14 protein-coding genes are annotated in these 18,855 nt (G+C 57.0%); 10 read left to right on the forward strand and 4 right to left on the reverse strand.

Features of this window, described 5'->3' with window-relative positions:
• Positions 1–27: 27 nt before the first annotated feature.
• The 3 genes from uvrA to D8M23_RS02575 all read left to right on the forward strand — a co-directional run bounded on the left by uvrA (position 28) and on the right by D8M23_RS02575 (position 4,753).
• Complete coding sequence (uvrA, locus tag D8M23_RS02565; RefSeq protein ID WP_126853531.1) at positions 28–2,916, forward strand: excinuclease ABC subunit UvrA; 2,889 nt, start codon at positions 28–30, stop codon at positions 2,914–2,916.
• Positions 2,913–3,935, forward strand: coding sequence for a GNAT family N-acetyltransferase (locus tag D8M23_RS02570; RefSeq protein ID WP_126853533.1), 1,023 nt, complete (start codon positions 2,913–2,915; stop codon positions 3,933–3,935). The genes uvrA and D8M23_RS02570 overlap by 4 nt, the downstream gene beginning before the upstream one ends.
• 104 nt (positions 3,936–4,039) lie before the next feature.
• Positions 4,040–4,753, forward strand: a complete 714-nt coding sequence (locus tag D8M23_RS02575) for a hypothetical protein (protein WP_126853534.1) — start codon at positions 4,040–4,042, stop codon at positions 4,751–4,753.
• A gap of 106 nt (positions 4,754–4,859) precedes the next feature.
• Here D8M23_RS02575 and D8M23_RS02580 read toward each other — a convergent pair whose 3' ends face one another.
• Positions 4,860–6,275 (reverse strand): glycoside hydrolase family 1 protein, encoded by a 1,416-nt coding sequence (locus D8M23_RS02580; protein ID WP_153274069.1) that lies wholly within the window; start codon positions 6,273–6,275, stop codon positions 4,860–4,862.
• A 297-nt stretch (positions 6,276–6,572) separates the two neighbouring features.
• Between D8M23_RS02580 and D8M23_RS02585 the strand changes: the two genes are divergently transcribed.
• A complete protein-coding gene (locus tag D8M23_RS02585; RefSeq protein WP_094757871.1) occupies positions 6,573–7,673 on the forward strand; it encodes a zeta toxin family protein in 1,101 nt (366 codons plus the stop codon).
• Positions 7,674–7,750: 77 nt separating this feature from the next.
• Here D8M23_RS02585 and D8M23_RS02590 read toward each other — a convergent pair whose 3' ends face one another.
• Positions 7,751–9,271 (reverse strand): anion permease, encoded by a 1,521-nt coding sequence (locus tag D8M23_RS02590; RefSeq protein WP_126853538.1) that lies wholly within the window; start codon positions 9,269–9,271, stop codon positions 7,751–7,753.
• A 312-nt stretch (positions 9,272–9,583) separates the two neighbouring features.
• Here D8M23_RS02590 and D8M23_RS02595 point away from each other — a divergent pair, with 312 nt between their 5' ends.
• From D8M23_RS02595 to hemW, 5 genes are all read left to right on the forward strand, one after another.
• Positions 9,584–10,282: a lipoate--protein ligase family protein gene (locus D8M23_RS02595; RefSeq protein WP_126500096.1), complete on the forward strand. Its 699-nt coding sequence runs from the start codon at positions 9,584–9,586 to the stop codon at positions 10,280–10,282.
• The gene (locus D8M23_RS02600; protein WP_126853540.1) at positions 10,282–11,310 is read left to right on the forward strand and encodes an SOS response-associated peptidase; all 1,029 of its coding nucleotides are present in this window, start codon (positions 10,282–10,284) and stop codon (positions 11,308–11,310) included. Before D8M23_RS02595 ends, D8M23_RS02600 begins: the two co-directional genes overlap by 1 nt.
• Positions 11,291–12,163, forward strand: coding sequence for a fumarylacetoacetate hydrolase family protein (locus D8M23_RS02605; RefSeq protein ID WP_126853542.1), 873 nt, complete (start codon positions 11,291–11,293; stop codon positions 12,161–12,163). The genes D8M23_RS02600 and D8M23_RS02605 overlap by 20 nt, the downstream gene beginning before the upstream one ends.
• Positions 12,164–12,321: 158 nt before the next feature.
• Positions 12,322–14,181, forward strand: a complete 1,860-nt coding sequence (gene lepA, locus D8M23_RS02610) for a translation elongation factor 4 (RefSeq protein WP_037286595.1) — start codon at positions 12,322–12,324, stop codon at positions 14,179–14,181.
• Positions 14,182–14,314: 133 nt separating this feature from the next.
• On the forward strand, positions 14,315–15,595 hold the full coding sequence (gene hemW / locus D8M23_RS02615) for a radical SAM family heme chaperone HemW (protein ID WP_126853543.1): 1,281 nt from the start codon (positions 14,315–14,317) through the stop codon (positions 15,593–15,595).
• Between the two features lie 312 nt (positions 15,596–15,907).
• Here the strand turns inward: hemW and D8M23_RS02620 are convergent, their stop codons facing one another.
• Positions 15,908–16,297 carry a DUF4870 domain-containing protein gene (locus tag D8M23_RS02620; RefSeq protein ID WP_006887297.1) on the reverse strand — a complete coding sequence of 130 codons (390 nt, stop codon included), beginning with the start codon at positions 16,295–16,297 and terminating at the stop codon, positions 15,908–15,910.
• Positions 16,298–16,492: 195 nt separating this feature from the next.
• On the reverse strand, positions 16,493–17,356 hold the full coding sequence (locus D8M23_RS02625; protein ID WP_126500092.1) for a DUF3097 family protein: 864 nt from the start codon (positions 17,354–17,356) through the stop codon (positions 16,493–16,495).
• A gap of 325 nt (positions 17,357–17,681) precedes the next feature.
• Here D8M23_RS02625 and dnaJ point away from each other — a divergent pair, with 325 nt between their 5' ends.
• A complete protein-coding gene (gene dnaJ / locus D8M23_RS02630) occupies positions 17,682–18,812 on the forward strand; it encodes a molecular chaperone DnaJ (protein ID WP_006887358.1) in 1,131 nt (376 codons plus the stop codon).
• Positions 18,813–18,855: the final 43 nt, after the last annotated feature.

The following is an 18,855-nucleotide window of genomic DNA, read 5'->3' on the forward strand; positions in this document are numbered from 1 at the left end:
ATTTCGATAGTAACGGAAGGATAGCCGATGTCCCCTCGCCCCGGCACCAGCGTGCCTGCTGCACCGCGCGCTAACGATCTAAGCAGTATTCGTGTGCAGGGAGCACGCGAGAACAACCTTAAAAATGTAGACCTTACCATTCCACGCGATGCGATGGTCGTCTTTACCGGGCTATCAGGGTCCGGAAAATCCTCGCTGGCCTTCGACACGATTTTCGCAGAGGGACAACGCCGATACGTCGAGTCGCTCTCTTCATACGCCCGCATGTTCCTAGGGCAGGTGGACAAACCGGATGTAGACTTCATCGAAGGGCTCTCACCCGCTGTGTCTATCGACCAGAAATCTACCTCAAAAAACCCGCGTTCTACTGTAGGAACCATCACCGAAATCTACGACTATATGCGTCTGCTGTGGGCGCGTGTAGGGCATGCTCACTGCCCAGAATGCGGTGAAGAAATAACTAAACAAACCCCGCAACAGATCGTTGATACCCTCATGGGGTACCCTGAGCGTACCCGCGTGCAGGTGCTTGCCCCCGTCGTATCTGCACGCAAAGGGGAGTTCGTCGATCTTTTCAAAGACCTGCTAACCCAAGGGTACTCACGCGCCCGAGTAGACGGGCAAACAGTGCAGCTTTCCGATCCCCCGAAACTGGCTAAACAGTACAAACACACGATCGAGGTGGTCGTTGACCGCATCGTCATTAAAGACGGCATTAACCAGCGCCTGACCGACTCGGTGGAAACCGCACTACGGCTTGCCGACGGGCGTTTACTTATCGATTTTGTAGATGAGGCGGAAGACAGCCCCAAGCGTACCCGCAGTTTCAGCGAAAACCTAGCTTGCCCCAATAACCACCCCCTGCAAATCGACACAATTGAGCCGCGCGCCTTCTCGTTTAACTCCCCGTTCGGTGCCTGCCAAGCGTGCGACGGTATCGGCTCCCGTCTCGAAGTGGACGAAGAGCTGCTGATTCCCAACCCCGAGCTGAGCCTCGGCGAAGGCGCTATTGCGCCCTGGTCACAGGGCAAAGCAACCACCGAGTACTGGTTACGTCTGCTCGCCGGTCTGGGTGAAGAACTTGGGTTTGACCTTAACACCCCATGGAATAAGCTATCCGCCAAAGTGCAGAAAGCAATCCTGAGCGGAAAAGATTTTAAAGTCGAAGTCTCATACCGTAACCGATTCGGGCGCGAACGCCGCTACACCAGCGGATTTGAAGGGGTCAAAGCCTACATTAAACGCAAACATGCAGAGACTGAGTCAGACTTCGCGCGTGACCGCTACGAACAGTACATGCGTCAGGTGGCGTGCCCCAGCTGCCGCGGAGCGCGTCTGAATCCCACTATCCTAGGGGTAAAAGTCGGGCAGAAATCCATTGCGGAAGTAACCGAACTGCCCCTGCGCACAGCCCTAGAGTTCATGCGCGGAGTGACCCTTAGCGAGCGTGAAATGAAAATCGCCGAGCAGGTGCTTAAAGAGATCGACGCGCGCCTGCAATTCCTGCTGGACGTGGGCCTTGATTACCTGACCCTTTCACGCGCCGCTGGCACGCTCTCCGGCGGCGAGGCGCAACGCATCCGTTTAGCCACCCAGATCGGTTCCGGACTGGTTGGTGTGCTCTACGTGTTGGATGAGCCGTCCATCGGCCTGCACCAGCGGGATAACCGGCGCCTGATTGACACCCTGACGAAGCTTCGGGATATGGGCAATACCCTGATTGTGGTGGAGCACGATGAAGATACCATGCGTGAGGCAGACTGGATAGTGGACGTTGGCCCCGGCGCAGGTGAGCACGGGGGACAGGTGGTGCACTCAGGCACATACGATGAGCTCCTCAAGAATAAGCGCTCGATCACGGGTGACTATATGGCGGGCCGCCGTGAGATTGAGGTACCTACAACACGCCGGCCGGTGGATAAGAAACGACGTGTGAAAGTGTTCGGTGCGCGCGAAAATAACCTCAAGAATGTGGATGTGGTTTTCCCGTTGGGCGTTTTTACCGCCGTCACTGGGGTGTCTGGGTCGGGGAAATCCACTCTGGTGAACGACATTCTGTACACCTCACTGGCCAATAAACTCAACGGCGCGAAACAAGTGCCGGGGCGCCACAGGAAAATTGAGGGGCTTGAACACCTTGATAAAGTGATTCATGTGGATCAGTCCCCGATTGGGCGCACCCCGCGGTCAAACCCCGCAACCTACACGGGCGTATTTGATAATATTCGTAAGCTTTTTGCCGAAACAAACGAGGCAAAAATACGGGGGTATACCCCTGGGCGTTTTTCGTTTAACGTCAAAGGCGGCAGGTGCGAGGCTTGTTCAGGCGACGGCACGCTCAAGATTGAGATGAACTTCCTGCCGGATGTGTATGTACCGTGCGAGACCTGCCATGGCAAACGTTACAACCGTGAGACCCTTGAAGTGCACTACAAGGGTAAAACCATCGCCGATGTGCTTGAAATGCCGGTAGAGGAAGCCGCCGAATTTTTTGCGGCTTTTACCCCTATCGCCCGGCATTTAAATACCCTGGTGGATGTTGGTCTAGGGTATATCCGGTTGGGGCAGCCTGCCACTACATTGTCGGGCGGTGAAGCGCAGCGTGTGAAACTGGCGGCCGAGCTGCAGAAACGTTCTAATGGTCGTTCTATCTATGTGTTGGATGAGCCGACTACTGGGCTGCATTTTGAGGATATCCGGAAGCTGCTGGCGGTTCTGCAGTCGCTTGTCAATAAGGGCAACACTGTTATCACTATTGAACATAACCTTGATGTGATTAAATGCGCTGACTGGATTATTGATATGGGGCCGGAAGGCGGCGATGGCGGGGGTACCGTAATTGCCGAAGGAACCCCCGAGTCTGTGGCTGGGGTCGCTTCCTCACACACCGGCCGTTTTATCCAGGAGGTTCTGTGAACGCTGCACATGCACGTGGTGCCGTCACCACACGTGACCGTGCCCGGCATATGATCGCCGCCCAGTTAGAAGCCGATTTTTGTTTGCCGCACGGTTCAGTCGCTAAGGCTCACGGACAGGGGACAGGGCTACTCGCGCAGCTGCAGCTGCCAGCGGATAAGATGGGCTCATCCCGCCGCCGCAACGACGATATTTGGGAACTACGAGTCGCTAACTATGCCGGGGTGGGGCTATTGTGCGCAAAGCACCCGCGGGTGCTTGAAAAAGCCCGCGAGTATATGGCGGGGGATAACCCAAACTGGCTGGGTGATTACGCCCAGCTACGCCAGCTTAACGAGCTTCTGACCCCCTACAGCCAGCAGGTGAGCGGAACCAGCATCTACTACACGCCCACGCGTGCGCTGCTGGAGTCAGTAGTACCCGAAAATCTTCCCGCTCAGGAAGTGAAATGTGCTGTTCCAGGGATCGGCATGATGCGTCGTGTTGATAGCGCATCTCTTCGCCATGCACTATACGATCAGGTCACGGGGGAGCACACTATTGTAACCGCCCCCAATGCTTCAGCGGCAGCTATCGAAACCAGCCCGGAAGATACTGCGGGCACCAAGCTGCCGGTGCGGTTTGAGTTTTTAACCCCGCAACAGTGCGAGCGTTTTCGCGGGGATGCCCGGTACGCAAACGCCCTGGGGTTCAGCTGCCGCCGCCCCGACATAACAGTACTAGCCGCATACGGGGTGGAGACAGAGGCAACCGATCCGATAGCTTTGGTAGGTGCAAGCGATGACTCACCGCTCATGCGTCAAATAGGTGTGGACGTGCTTCCAGAATTTCGGCACTACGGGTTGGCTTCACGAATGATCCGTGAGGTGACTCGTATTGTACTTGCAGAAGGGTACCTGCCGTTTTACGGGACAAGCCCATCACACATACTGTCACAACGCACCGCAGCGGCAGCTGGCCTAACCCCCACCTGGTGGGAATTTGTTTCAACCAGCCTGCACGATATGCAGGTAGACTAAACGAGACGGAAATACTTATTAGGCGCACGCGTTATATGGTGCGGATGGGCTGAGGCTGCCCAAGGAACTTTTCACGAAAACCCGCTACTAGAAGGGGAAAACAGATGAGCACAGAACCAGATTTGCACGCGATCGGTATTGATGAGAGCGTCGCTGAGACCCGTGAACGCCTAGCGGGACGAAATGTTCCTGTGATTGATGACCCCGCTGGTGCATCCTGGGGCGTGTACACCGACCCGTCCGGCGCGAAGGTGGCTTTTGGCAGGGCGGAAGACGGCACGGAATACACTGATGCGAACCTAGAGAGCCCACACGCTTACCCGGCGCAGGGGTACCGTGTCTCGCATAACCTGGCGCACTTTGACCTTCTGGAGAGCGGAGACCGTGAAGGCCGCTTCCTCGCGTATGTGGATAACCCCACGGCCCTTACCCTGACCGAGCCGAATAAGGTGACGGTACGACCCGCCGCTCTTGGCGCTGAGGTTGTGGTCTATGCTTCGGAGGATGAGTATCAGCAGGCCCAGTCCGAGCATGATGGCCTTACCCTAGACGCGAAACATCTGAAATCACCGTGGCTTCTGGCGCTGCACAGCGGGGATGCCACGGGGGATGAGGCAAGCTCGGTAGCAATGTTCGCGGCGGTTGTTCAAAGTGCGCAGCTGCGCACCAATGAGCTGACCGGGAGGGAATTCTGGTATGTTCTGGGAGAATCAGTAGTGCCGATGGCTATTGCTCTTCCTGCGGAGACGGCGCAAAACCTGCATCCCGGTGCCGTGATTGCCGGTGCGTTCATTATCGTTGCCTCCGTCGAGGCATAACCACCCCATAAGCGCACAATCCCGCATACTTAATCAATGTGAAGGCAATATAAGAGCCCTGACTAATGAGTAAATATGCGGGATTGTTTGTGTATTGTTGGATACCCTACAGCTCGGCCCCGTTGGAGGCGATCACACGGCGGTACCAGTCGAAGGACTTCTTACGGTACCGGGCCAAGGTTCCTGAGCCGTCGTCGCTGCGGTCCACATACACAAAACCATAGCGTTTTGACATCTGTGCCGTCGAGGCTGAAATCATGTCGATACAGCCCCACGTCGTATAGCCGAGCAGCTGCACACCGTCTGCAATAGCCTCCCGAACCTGCAGCAGATGTGCACGCAAATACTCAATACGGTAGTCGTCCAGCACCGTCAGCTCGCCGTTGGCCTCCACCAGCTCATCGCGAGCCCCTAAACCGTTCTCCACGATAAAGAGCGGTTTCTGCCAGCGGTCCCAGTACTGGTTCAGCACGATGCGCAACCCCACCGGGTCAATCTGCCAGCCCCACTCCGAAGCCGACAGGTGCGGGTTACTGACCCCGCCGAGCATATTGCCTGCCTCACGCTCCCCGCGTGCCGGGTTGCCGCTGGCGCAGGTAGACATGTAGTAGCTGAACGATACGAAATCAACTGTGTTCTTCAGATCCTGCCGGTCCTGCTCCGTGATCTCAAGCTGCACACCCTTATCTGCCAGTTGACGCATAAAATAGCCGGGGTAGGCGCCGCGCACATGCACATCACCAAACATGTAGTTGGCTTGCTCAGCGTGTAAGGCTGCGAGCGCATCATCGGGGCTCGGGGTGAGCGGATAGGTAGGCATCGCCAGAATCATGCACCCAATACGCGCATCCGGGGCAAGTTCGCGTGCTAACCGGGTTGCCCGTGCTGAAGCGACTAGCTCATGGTGAATCGCCTGGTATAGCTGCTGCTCTGTCAGCTGCTCCTTGGGGGTGTTAATACCCCCTGACATAAACGGCACATGAAGGACTGAGTTAATCTCGTTGAAAGTCAGCCAATACTTTACCCGGTGCCCGTACCGTTCAAACAGCACCCGGCAGTACCGCTCGTAGAAGCTAATCAGCTTACGGCTCACCCACCCGTTATATTTCTCGGCAAGGTGCAGAGGGGTCTCGTAGTGGCTAATGGTCACTAAAGGCTCAATACCGTATTTTTCGAGTTCATCGAGCAGACCGTCGTAGAACGCTAGACCAGCCTCATTCGGTTCCGTTTCATCACCGTGCGGAAAAATCCGTGACCAGGCGATAGAGAACCTGAATACTTTAAACCCCATCTCGGCAAGAAGTGCAATGTCTTCCGGATAGCGGTGGTAAAAGTCAATGCCCTCAAGCTTTAGATTGTTGGGTGTGGGAGTTGCTGTACGCGGGTTGAACCCGCCGCGGGGAAGCACATCCTGAATGCTGGGGCCTTTCTCGTCTTTATCCCAGGCGCCTTCACACTGGTTAGCGGCGGTCGCCCCACCCCACAGAAATCCTGGCGGGAACTCAGCATGAGGTTTTACCATGGGGATAGGTTGCGTATTAAGGGTGTGAGTAATGTTCTGCTCTTGATGCATGAGAGGAGCCCTTCTGCAGCGGTAGACGCATCCGATAAGAACACCATCGTAGCGCGGCAGAACCCGCGGATGCGTGTGACAATAGCCTTGATTTAAAGCCTACCCCAGGTGTGATTTCGTGACCACCTACACCGGGCGTGTAGGTAATACTTCGGAGCCTCGGTTATGCTTTAACAACGGGTGCGGCACCGGCTACGGCAAACGCACCTTCGCCGATATTTTTTGACCCTGAAAGGAGCGCCGACGGTGGCTCTCGACCCCCAAAAAATTGCCATGTACCGGCAAAATCTGCAACAGCTGGACTCCCGCCGCGTCCTCAAAAACAAGATAGAGTCGGGTATGTCTCCGCAGGAGGCGAATGAGAGCGCCGGGTTTAGCGAAGAAGAACTGAACACCAATATGCAGGCGCTGCCGGGTGTGCGACCTGTGAAACCTGGTTTTTCGGGTGCTGGCCCCGAGGAGATCTGCACCCGTTACGCTATTGGTGCCCTGACCAACGAGCAGCTGGCCGACGAGCTGACCCGCTGGGACTACAACGTACACGCCCAGTGGAACCCGTACCACGAGTTCCGGTTCTTTATGCCTGGCAGCTACGACGAGCTGGTGATGGCGTTCTATAAGAACCTCATTGACCCCACCGATCTGCAGGCGCTCGCCGCGCGAGGTCTACCGCTGCCTGCTGATTTGATTGAAGAGTGGGAACAGGAACGAGAGCTTTTCGGGCACGTCACGGCGATTTACCGCAAAATGTTCTCCAGCGCCGGTGCGCAGCGGCAAGCGCATGTGGTGGTGGGCGCCCCGGGGTCGGGTAAAAGCGAGTATATTGCGAACACTATTGAGGGGTGGAACGAAGACTATATAGTGATTGACCCCGAGCTTCTTGATCGGGCTTTTTTGCGGCAGTACCTTGCCGAAGGCTGGTATGAGGCTTTAAAACCTGAACCTGCACGTGAATTTGAGAAGCAGGGGAATAAGCTGTTCCCCATGGATATTGCGACGATCGCCCGTGAAGATTCAGCGAAACTGGGGAGTATTCTTCTGAGCACGTTCGCGGATGAGGGGATGAACCTGATCCTGGAGGCAACGTTCACCCCGGGGTTTGTGGCGCAGCAGCTTGTGGACTATCTGAGCCGTAACGGGTACAGCATTAATGCGGTACGGCTAACTATTGAGAAAGAACAGGCGGTTGAACGGTGCGAGGCACGCTATGAGCGGGAATACGAACAGGCTTTGACGCAGGGGCTTGATGCCCTGGGTGCTAAGCCCGTTGACACGGCGTATATTGACTATGTTTTTGAGAACTACGCTGAGGCTGAGGAAGCTCAGAAAGCGGCTGCTGGTAAGTAGGGTCTGGGCTTCAAAGACTGCTGTGGCGGGCACCTTCAAAGGTGCCCGCCACAGTTGCATAAAGGTGGGGTTGGCTGTTACCGCCCGTACCCGAGGGAGAACATCCAGACAGTACCGATGAGACCCCAGATAATAATATTCACGACCGAGGCAATAAAGCCCAGCTTGAACCATTCGCCGGTCTTAATGTACCCGGATCCGAAGTACACCCCGGCAGGCCCGGAAGCGTAGTGGGTGATGCCGCCAATCAGGTTACCGGCGAAACCTAAGAATAGTGCCGCAAACATGGGCGGGGTACCTGCTGCAATAGCTGCACCGAGGAAGACCGCATAAAGCGCCACAATCTGCGCGGTATTAGACGCGAAGAAATAGTGGATGTAGAAGTATACGAGCGCCAGGACACCAAACGCTAAAGGCCACGCCATTCCACCCACACTGCTGGCGACGGATGCGCCGATCCATTCAACCACTTTAAGGGTTTTGAGATGATCGGCCATGCCTACCAGCACGGCGAAGAAGATAAGCGTGGACCAGGCGCTTGAGTTAGCCGCCATATCTTTCCAGGTAAGTACCTTGGTAACGAGCAGAATAGCGATACCCAAAAATGCGGCCGCCGTAGCATCCACCCCCAGGCTGGAGCCTCCGATCCACAGGATAAGCAGCACTATAAAGGTGCCAAGCATAATCCACTCGGGTCGGGTCATCGGCCCAATGCTTTTAAGCTCTTCCCTGGCGTGTGCGGGGGCATCGGGGGTTTTCTTAATGGTGGGAGGGTATATCTTCGACATCACCCACGGCAGCACGATGAGGGCGGCTAGGCCGGGGACGATAGCGGCCAACGCCCATGTTCCCCAGTCCAGGTGCACGCCTTTATCTTGCGCGAATTTCACGGCGAGCGGGTTGCCAGCCATGGCGGTAAGAAACATTGCTGAAGTGATGGTGTTAACCTGGGCCTCTGTCATGAGCAGGAAAGAACCAAGTTTCCGACGCGATTCCGTGCTCTCATTGGTGGAGCCATTCACCTCAGCAAGGGATTTAATGATGGGGTAGATAACCCCGCCTGCGCGGGCCGTATTGGATGGGGTGGCTGGGGCAAGCACCAGGTCGGTAATAGCCATACCGTAGGAGAGCCCCAAAGAAGACTTACCCAGAAGAGACACAAAAAGAAGAGCGATGCGTTTGCCTAAACCGGTGATAAGGAAACCGTCGGCGATAAAAAATGCCGCAACAATAATCCATATGGCGGAGTTGCCAAACCCGGCGAGCGCCTCTTTTTTAGCTGTCATCGTGCCGGTAATCATGGCTATGGCTAAACCAGTGAGCGCTATGGATGGGGTAGGCAGCGGTTGGAGGATGAGCCCCAGGATGGTGCCAACAAAAATAGCTGCCATGTGCATACCGCGCGGGTCTACCCCGGGCGGGGCGGGAATAAACCAAATAGCTAAGGTGACGATAACGATGGCCGCAACTTTTAGTGCAAGAATGGTGCGTTCTTGTGGCGCACCCGTCGTGTGAGGCGGCGGGGGTGCGGAGGCTCCCGGTACTGTATCTGGTGCAGCCGTGGATTCTTTGGGCGAATCCTCCGGTTTCTGGCTCATGGCGTTCTCCTTCGGACCAGTATGGTCTATAGTTTACGCGGTTCGATGCATGTGTTTAGGTGGTTTTATGTGGGAATTTACGATACTGTTTTTCCTGTTCTCTATAAGCATACCCCTGGCAGGTCAAGGGAGAAAGGGGTAGCTAAACCACTAGTGTGTCTGACATTATGTCACTAAAACCCACACAGAGTTACCTGGCGGGCAAGGTTCACCCGCCACGAGCCTTATAGCTGACCTTAAAGAGACACAATAAACCCACTGGTTCTTTGAACAGAACCGTTACCTGCGGTGAATACGGGTACACTTGAACCCGTGGATATCCTACGCGAAACCGGTGAAACATCCGGTGGAATCATTGCCCGTTACGACGAGACACTCACAATTCTGCGCGAGGTTGCGCACCGGCGCCGAAACGCCACTTTGCGCATCTACCAGCCCGAAGCCACCGTTGCCTTTGGACGCCGTGACGAACTCAACCCCGGCTTTGCCCAAGCCGTTACCGCCTGCAAAAACATGGGTTTTAACGTGCTCGTCCGCAAAGTTGGTGGGCATGCGGCAGCCTACCACCCGGGGTGCCTGGTTATCGACCATTTTCAGCCAGCTGACGATGCGAAAACCGGCAGCAACCTACGCTATAAACTTTTCGGCGAGCTTTTCGCCCGGGCGTTACAAGATGTTGGTGTGGACGCAGCCGTGGGGGAGATACCCGGAGAATACTGCCCCGGCGAATTTTCGGTGCACGCCCGGTTAGGAGGCGAACGTGCCGGAGAACGTATAAAACTGGTCGGTACCGCCCAGCGCGTTGTCTCTGGCGCCTGGTGGTTTAGCACAGGCATCGTGGTCGCCGACTCGGCTCCACTGCGGTCTGTCACCGAGCGTGTCTATGCAGCACTGGGGCTACCGCTTGATCCGGCAACCATCGGCGCCGCACAAGAAGCCAATCCGGCACTGCTCATGGAGGATTTGGAAGACGCCATCCTTGACGTATACGCGCAGAACGGGTTCCGCTAATGTGCGGCCGGTACGGGCTTGAGGCGCACTACGGCACCTCCCTGGGTGGGGTGCCGCTCACGGAGCCTTTTACCTCGTGGAATATTGCGCCCACCCAGCAGGTCCCAATCCTGCTGAACCGCCGCGTAACCCGTACCGCTCAGGGGCAGCTGCCAGATGCTCCGCGCCGCCCCGGCGTGCACCGGCTGGGGGCATCCGCCCTAGACACAGGCGGAACCTACCGGGAAATATACCGTGCCCGGTGGGGCCTGATTCCCGACTGGCACCCCTGGGACGAAGACCCTAAACCTCCCTCCCTTACCTTCAACGCCCGCAGTGAAACCCTTTTTGAGAAAGCAAGCTATGCCCGTCCTGCCGTCACCGGGCACTGTGCAATACCCACCAGCGGCTACTACGAATGGGGTGTACAAGGCAGCACCATCACGGCCCGAGGCACCGTTAAAGAACATAAAATACCGCAGCGTATCGGCCCGCCCGGTCAGTACCTGTACCTGGCGGGGCTGTACGCCTGGTATAAGATAAACCCGGTATCAGCAAAAGCGCTAACCGGTGGAGGGTATGAGCCGCAAACCGGCCAGTGGCTTTTGACGTTCACAATCCTCACGATGGCTTCACCGCGCTCTTACACCGGGCAAGACGGCTCACCGCTTTTACGGGAACTTGGGCACATTCACGAGCGAATGCCGCTGCCACTCAACCCTGCTGCCGTCAACGGACAACCGAGCACCCTTGACGTATGGTTGGGGTCGGGGCGTGTAGCCGGCACCCCAGAAGATAGTCACATGCCTACAATGGGCGTGAGCGACCTGCACGATGCTCGTACTGCTCTGGAACAGCTTCAGCACGCCGCCTACCCTCAGGCAGCCCAATGGCGTGTGCGGCAGGTTAGCAGCCGTATCGGGAACATTAAAAATAACGATAAGAGCGTACTGGAACCTGATACGAACCTGCTCACCCTGCTAGACTCCGATACATACGCTGAACATACCACCAACCCGGAAGGAACCCATGCGCTGGGCACAGATTAAAGATGAGAAAGGCACCCGCGCCGTCTGCCTGCACGAGCAGACTGTGTATGAGTTCCCCGCCAAGCTCGGACCGCTGCTGCAGTTTTATGGGCGCTACCGGTTGAATTTCGGGGACCCCAAGAATGCGCTCGCTATTATGCGTGAAAATGGGGCGACTACGCTCGGGCACGGGATGCAGCTGTGGGAATCGCTGAATTTTGTGCAACCGATTGACCGCCCCGGTAAAGTGATCTGCGCGGGGCTGAACTACCGGGACCACGCCGCTGAGATGGGGTTTGAGCTCCCTGAGTATCCCGCGATTTTCGCTAAATACGCTAACGCTTTAATCGGCCCGCGTGATGAGATTCGTATGCCCGCCCAGAGCACTAAAATCGACTGGGAGGTTGAGCTTGGGCTGGTGGTGGGTCAGAGTATGAGCGGTGTGAGTGAAGAGCAAGCGCTGGAGGGGCTTCTGGGGTATACGGTCACGAATGACGTCTCGGTACGGGACTGGCAGGGCCGCACCAGCCAGTGGTTTCAGGGGAAGAACTGGGATAGGATGACCCCTTTCGGCCCGGTCATCGTCACCCCGGATGAGGTGGATCCTGCGGCCGGTCTGGCCATGAGCTGTGAGGTGGATGGGGAAATCCGCCAGAGCGGCACCACCGCCGATATGGTGTTTACCCCGGCGCAGCTGCTCTCTTACCTGTCAACGTTTATGACGCTTGAGCCGGGCGATGTGATTCTCACCGGAACTCCGGCGGGTGTAGGGCTGTCGTATCACCCGCGTCGGTGGCTGAAGCCGGGGCAAACTTTGGTAACCCGTATTGAGGGGATTGGGGAGCTGGTTAATACCTGCTCGCAGCCGCAGTAGCACAGCCACCGGCCAGCGGGCAGCTGCGCGGAACTGCTGCGTGGGTGGTGGGACGCCTCCCACCCGGCGTTGGTTCGCGCATCCGCTCTAAACATGGGAAAATGTTAGATGGCTATGCCTATTATCTGTGGCGAACACCCTTGAAAGGATTGAAGCGAGTGGCTCCTCTGTCGAAGAACCCGCCCGTCCCGGCGGCCACCGACCCCGCGATTATTCGCAACTTCTGCATTATTGCGCATATTGATCACGGCAAGTCCACTCTCGCTGACCGTATGCTCCAGGCAACCGGTGTGGTTGCCCCGCGCGATATGAAGGCGCAGTACCTTGACCGCATGGACATTGAGCGCGAGCGCGGTATCACCATTAAATCTCAGGCGGTGCGTATGCCGTGGGAGGTGGAGGGCACCTCCTATGCGCTGAATATGATTGACACGCCCGGCCACGTGGACTTCACCTATGAGGTCTCTCGCTCGCTTGCCGCGTGCGAGGGTGCGCTGCTTCTGGTGGATGCGGCGCAGGGTATTGAGGCGCAGACCCTCGCTAACCTGTATCTGGCGATGGAAAATGATCTCACCATCATCCCTGTCCTGAATAAAATTGATCTGCCCGCCGCGATGCCCGATAAGTATGCCGAAGAACTGGCGCACCTTATTGGTTGTGAGCCTGACGAAGTTTTGCGGGTCTCCGGCAAGACCGGTGAGGGTGTGGAGGCTCTGCTGGACCGTATCGTTGAGGGTATTCCCGCTCCCGAGGGTACGGCGGACGCGCCCGCCCGCGCCATGATTTTTGACTCCGTGTACGATTCATACCGTGGTGTGGTCACCTATGTGCGTGTGGTAGACGGCAGACTGGAGCCGCGCCAGAAAATCAAGATGATGTCTACTGGTGCTGAACATGACCTATTGGAGATCGGCGTCATTTCCCCTGAGCCCATCCCCTCGAAGGGTCTGAGCGTGGGGGAGGTGGGGTACCTTATCACAGGTGTGAAGGACGTGCGCCAGTCCCGCGTGGGTGATACCGTCACAAGTGCCCATAAACCGGCGGAGGAGTCGCTGGGCGGCTATGAGGATCCTAAACCGATGGTGTTCTCGGGCCTGTTCCCCATCGACGGTTCAGACTACCCGGCGCTGCGTGATGCTCTCGATAAGCTCAAACTTAACGATGCTGCGCTCATCTATGAGCCGGAAACCTCCGCGGCACTGGGGTTCGGGTTCCGCTGCGGGTTCTTGGGGCTGCTGCACCTTGAGATCGTGCGGGAACGCCTGGAACGCGAGTTCAATCTCGACCTGATTTCGACCGCCCCTAACGTTATATACGATGTGGTAGACGAAGCGGGTAATGCAAAGCGTGTGACGAACCCGAGCGAATTCCCCGAGGGTAAGGTCGCTACCATTCGTGAACCGATGGTGGCGTGTACGATTATTGCCCCCAGCGATTACATTGGTGCAATTATGGAGCTGTGCCAGTCACGCCGCGGACAGATGGGTGGCATGGACTACCTGTCTGAAGACCGTGTTGAGATGCGGTACCGCCTGCCGCTGGCCGAGATTGTTTTTGACTTCTTCGATCAGCTCAAGTCCCGTACTCGCGGGTACGCATCGCTGGATTGGAAGTTTGACGGCGAGGAAGAAGCTGACCTGGTGAAGGTCGATATCCTTCTTCAGGGCGAGAAAGTGGACGCGTTCTCGGCCATCACCCACCGCGATAAGGCGTACTCATACGGTGTGATGATGACCGGTAAGCTGCGTGAACTCATACCCCGCCAGCAGTTTGAGGTGCCTATCCAGGCTGCCATTGGCTCCCGCATTATTGCCCGTGAGAATATCCGTGCGATGCGCAAAGACGTGCTTTCAAAGTGCTACGGCGGCGATATTTCGCGTAAACGCAAGCTGCTGGAAAAGCAGAAGGAAGGCAAGAAACGCATGAAGATGGTCGGCCGTGTTGAAGTGCCGCAAGAGGCGTTTATTGCCGCTCTTTCTTCGGGTGAAGAGAAAGAGAAGAAAGACAAGAAAAAGTAGCCGATACAGTGTGGAACACGGGTAGGGCTGTTGCTGCGTGAGAATTCCCGCGCGGTAAAGCTCTACCCGTATGACTTAAACGCACCTATCCCGCAAAAAGACTCATACGATACTTGGTGAGGAGGCACCCCACTTGGCACCCGCACAGCCCTCTGGCGCGCCCGCGCCTCGTGATGGGCATATACCCGCGTCCTCCGCCCGGGGCTGTGAGAGCCGTGATTTCAGCCTCTACGTGCATATTCCGTTCTGTTCGGTGCGGTGCGGGTACTGCGACTTCAACACGTACGCCACCGAAGATTTCGGTGACGGGATAGGGCTGGGCACTTACGCAGACGATGCCATTGCCGAGATTCTCTTTGCCGCCCGAACGCTTGAAGCATCCGGGGTGGCAAGGCGCCCGCTGCACACGGTGTTCTTCGGCGGCGGCACGCCCACGAAACTTCCCGCGCGAGATCTGGTGCGTATTCTGCAGGCCGCAGCGGATGTTTTTGGAATCAGAACGGGCGCTGAAATCACCACCGAAGCTAACCCGGATTCGGTGACCCGTGACGATCTGTTCGCCCTCAAGGAAGGGGGATTCACGCGTGTTTCCTTCGGCATGCAGTCCGTAGTTCCTGAGGTGCTGCAGGTGCTTGACCGTACCCACACCCCCGCGAATGTTCCCAAAGTTATTGCGTGGGCACAAGAAGCTGGCCTGCAGGTCTCGGTTGATCTGATCTATGGTTCACCCGGTGAGACACTGGAACAGTGGCGGCGCAGCGTGAAAGCCGCAATTTCGTACCGGCCCGACCACATCTCGGCGTACTCGCTCATTGTCGAGGATGGTACCAAACTTGCCGCACAGATCCGGCGCGGCGACTACACCATGCCAGATAACGACCTGATGGCCGATATGTACCTGCTCGCGGAGGAGTATCTCACCGACGCCGGGTACAGCTGGTATGAGGTGTCGAATTATTCCTCATCGCCGCAGACCCGCAGCGACCATAATTTGGCGTACTGGCGTAACCAGGACTGGTGGGGAATTGGCCCGGGGGCCCATTCGCACCTTAACGGTACCCGGTGGTGGAACCTTAAACACCCTGTTCCTTATGCGCACCGTGTACGGGCCGGGCAGTCCCCGGCAGCTGCACGTGAGATTCTGGATGCTCCCACCCGGGCGTTTGAGACGATTATGCTCATGATTCGGGTGCGGGAGGGGCTGCCGGTACGTGAGCTGCTGGCGGTGCACGACCCTCAAGAACTCGGGGCTTCGCTGCGATGGCTGATAGCTCAGGGGCTGATTGAGCCAGAGGCTCTGACCGCAAACGCAGAACCGGATTCTCACGCACGGGTGCGTCTTACGCTACGCGGCAGGCTTCTGGGAGACGCCGTGACCCGTGAACTACTCCCAGAGATTGATCACAGCACCTAATGATTATATTTAAGGTTTAACCTTATGGAAGTTCATCGAATCTGTTAGACATCAGATTGAATGTTAGATAAACTGTACCCGGCGGGGTGAGTTATGTTTAAGATTTCAAAAACATAACTTCCTTGCTGAAGTTGAGTGAATACGGCTGTGGGTCTCCGGTGTCGGAGGCCCACAGCTGCATCTACACCCAATATGCGGTGCCTGTTGGCATGTTGTACCTATGCTTTTGACATGCTGCCACACAATGGCATAACCGTACCCCGAGCAGAGCCGCCCGGGTAGCAAGGCATCAATAGTAAAAGTATCGGGATTCTAGTTCTTATCGAAGTACGATTTCTCCAGCAGGCGCGGGGTGAAACGGTACGTGTACGCGTACCCTTTAGACGCTTTCGACCCGCCAAGCATTGCCCCAATCGCCATGAAAATCCAGGCGAGCGCGGCAGCGGGTAAAGCAACATTCCCGATGTTCGGGATCAGACTGGCCACCATAAAAACAAGAATGACGATACTGGGAACGAGAGTAAAGTCCATCGCTTCACGCGCCTCTTGCTCAGCGAACCCTGTGCCACGCCCGCGGTACTTGAGATAGATCGCGGCGGAGGGAAGAAACCCGAGGATGCCGCCGAAGTGCGCAAAAGAAGCAATGGTACGTTCTTTAGCTTCGGAAAGCTCAGAACTTGCCGACTGAGTATTGTGAGTCACGAGTATCCTGTGTATTGTTTGAGCGTTTTGTATAGTGGCTACCATCGCGCAGAATCGTGGGTGGTAGCAAGCTTTATTGTACCGGGTTTGGGAGCCCTAAATAACCGTTGCGAGACATTGACAGCGGGTTTTTGAGAAAATTTTTTGTTTTTCTTCCCTTGTGGGAGGCTATTTGCGGCAACTTGAAGCTGCTTTCTAGGATCCCGGCTCGGTTAGAAAATCAATGAGTGATTCCACTGGGCCCAGCAGGGCCGGATCGAGATCCGTGTATGAATCCACCCGAGATAGGATGCGCTTCCAGGCGTTCGCCACATCTTCTTGCGTGGCGTGCGGCTGACCTAACCGACGGAGCGTACCTTTCTTCCAGTCTTCCCCGTGCGGCACTGCGGGCCACGTTTTTAACCCGAGTTTTGCGGGTTTCACAGCCTGCCAAATATCAATAAAAGGGTGCCCCACAATTTTGACGTTCCCAGCCGCACCTGGAACAGCCAACGCCTCAGCAACAATCCGCTGCTCCTTGGTGCCCTCAACCAGGTGGTCCACCAGAATGCCCAGGCGGCGCCCCGGTGCGGGACTAAAGCTCCGGATGGCGGCAGCTAAGTCGTCCACGCCGTGCAGCGGCTCCACCACAATGCCTTCCACCCGCAAATCGTGGCCCCACACTTTCTCAACCAGCTCCGCGTCATGCGTTCCTTCAACCCAGATGCGGGAGGCGCGGGCAACCCGAGCGGGGGCGTTCTGCACCGCGACAGAACCGGACCGCGAAATTTTCTTCGCGGGCGCTTTGCGGGCAGCCGGGGCGATGACCTCAATAGGCTCGCCCTCCAGCAGGTAACCGTGCCCGAGGGGGAAATTACGTACACGCCCGTGCGCGTCTTCAAGGCCGAACACCAGCTCACCCCCGATACGTTCGGCACGTACCACCTCACCCACCCAACCGCTCTGGGTGTCCTCAAGAAGCAGGCCGCGCTGCAGCGGGATCTGACGCGGGGCCGGTGGGCGACGGTTCATCGCATCACTGGTAATATCTTGCGCGCCCCAGCCGTAACGCTCGCTCATAGTGCCTCCCATGCTCGTGTGGTGAACCCTCCCATTCTAAGGGAACCGATAACTCGCCGTGGGCGAAAGACTGTCTGTGCACTGGGCGGTAGCTGGTAGCATAAACTACGGTATGAGTGCCTGCCCTACGGCACCCCACGCTATGACCGGCAACCGGTGCGCCCCACAGCTAAGGGGAAACCGATGTAAGTGACTCATGCTGCGCATAACCTCCGCATTGAGTGCGCATGGGATGTATCCGCTACAATGTTCAACCGCGGGCACTGTGCAACACACTAACCGCCGCGTAATCGGCCTCTGAAAGATAACAAGGATAAACAAGCACGTGAGCGATCACTACGCAACCCTGGGCGTTTCCAAAGACGCCAGCCCCGAAGAGATTAAAAAGGCGTACCGTAAGAAGGCACGCCAGCTACACCCCGATGTGAACCCTTCGGCTGATGCCGCCGAAGAATTTAAACGAGTAACCCTCGCCTATGAGGTGCTCTCAGACACCGAGAAACGCCGTATCTACGATGCAACTGGCGACGAGCAAGGACGCGCTGGAGGGTTCGGGGGCGCCGGATTCGGCGGGTTTGGTGGTGCCGGGTTCGGTTTCCAAGACCTCTTTGACATGTTCACCGGCGGTCAGCAGAGCGGGCCTGCCTCCCGCGTGCGCCAGGGCCAAGATTCTCTTATTAACGTCTCCATCAGCCTGCGCGATGCCGTGTTCGGTGTAGAAAAAACTATTGATCTTAAAACCGCTGTCACCTGTCAGTCATGCCAGGGCGAAGGCACCGCCCCCGACACGCACCCTGAAACATGCGACACCTGCCACGGCGCGGGGTACATGCAGCGCCGGGTGCAGTCCATCCTTGGAACCGTCATGCAGCAGGTTGAATGCCCCACCTGCCACGGGTACGGCACCGTCATTAAGCACCCCTGCGCCGAATGCAGCGGTAAAGGCCGGGTCAGGGCCAATGAACCGGTCACCTTCACCGTGCCTGCCGGGGTGAACGACGGCGCCCGCATCCGCCTGCGCGGCAAGGGTGAGGCTGGCCTCAACGGCGGACCGAACGGCGACCTTTACATTGATTTGAGGATCAAATCCGATAAGTACTTTAACCGTGAAGGTGATGACCTGCTCACCACCGTGAACGTGCCCATGGTGGCTGCCGCCCTTGGCACCGTCATCCCGTTGGAAACTTTCGACGGACAGCAGCAGGTCAATATCCCCGCTGGGTCCCAAAGCGGAGACACCGTCACCCTACCCGGGCTGGGTGCAGCCCGCCTGCATGAGGACCGCCGCGGTGACCTGCGGGTACGTATCCAGGTCACCACCCCCACCAACCTGAATGAGGAGCAGCGCACCATGCTGCGGCAATTCGCCGAACTGCGGGGGGAGAACCTGCAGGAAGGCAGCCACGTGAAACAGAAACACGGGCTGTTCTCCAAGCTCAAAGAGCAATTCAAATAACGCACAGATGTGGGTGGCCCCTGCCGAAGGCGGCCACCCGCCT

This window comes from Rothia sp. HSID18067 (assembly GCF_003989445.1).
Taxonomy (GTDB): Bacteria; Actinomycetota; Actinomycetes; order Actinomycetales; family Micrococcaceae; genus Rothia; species Rothia aeria.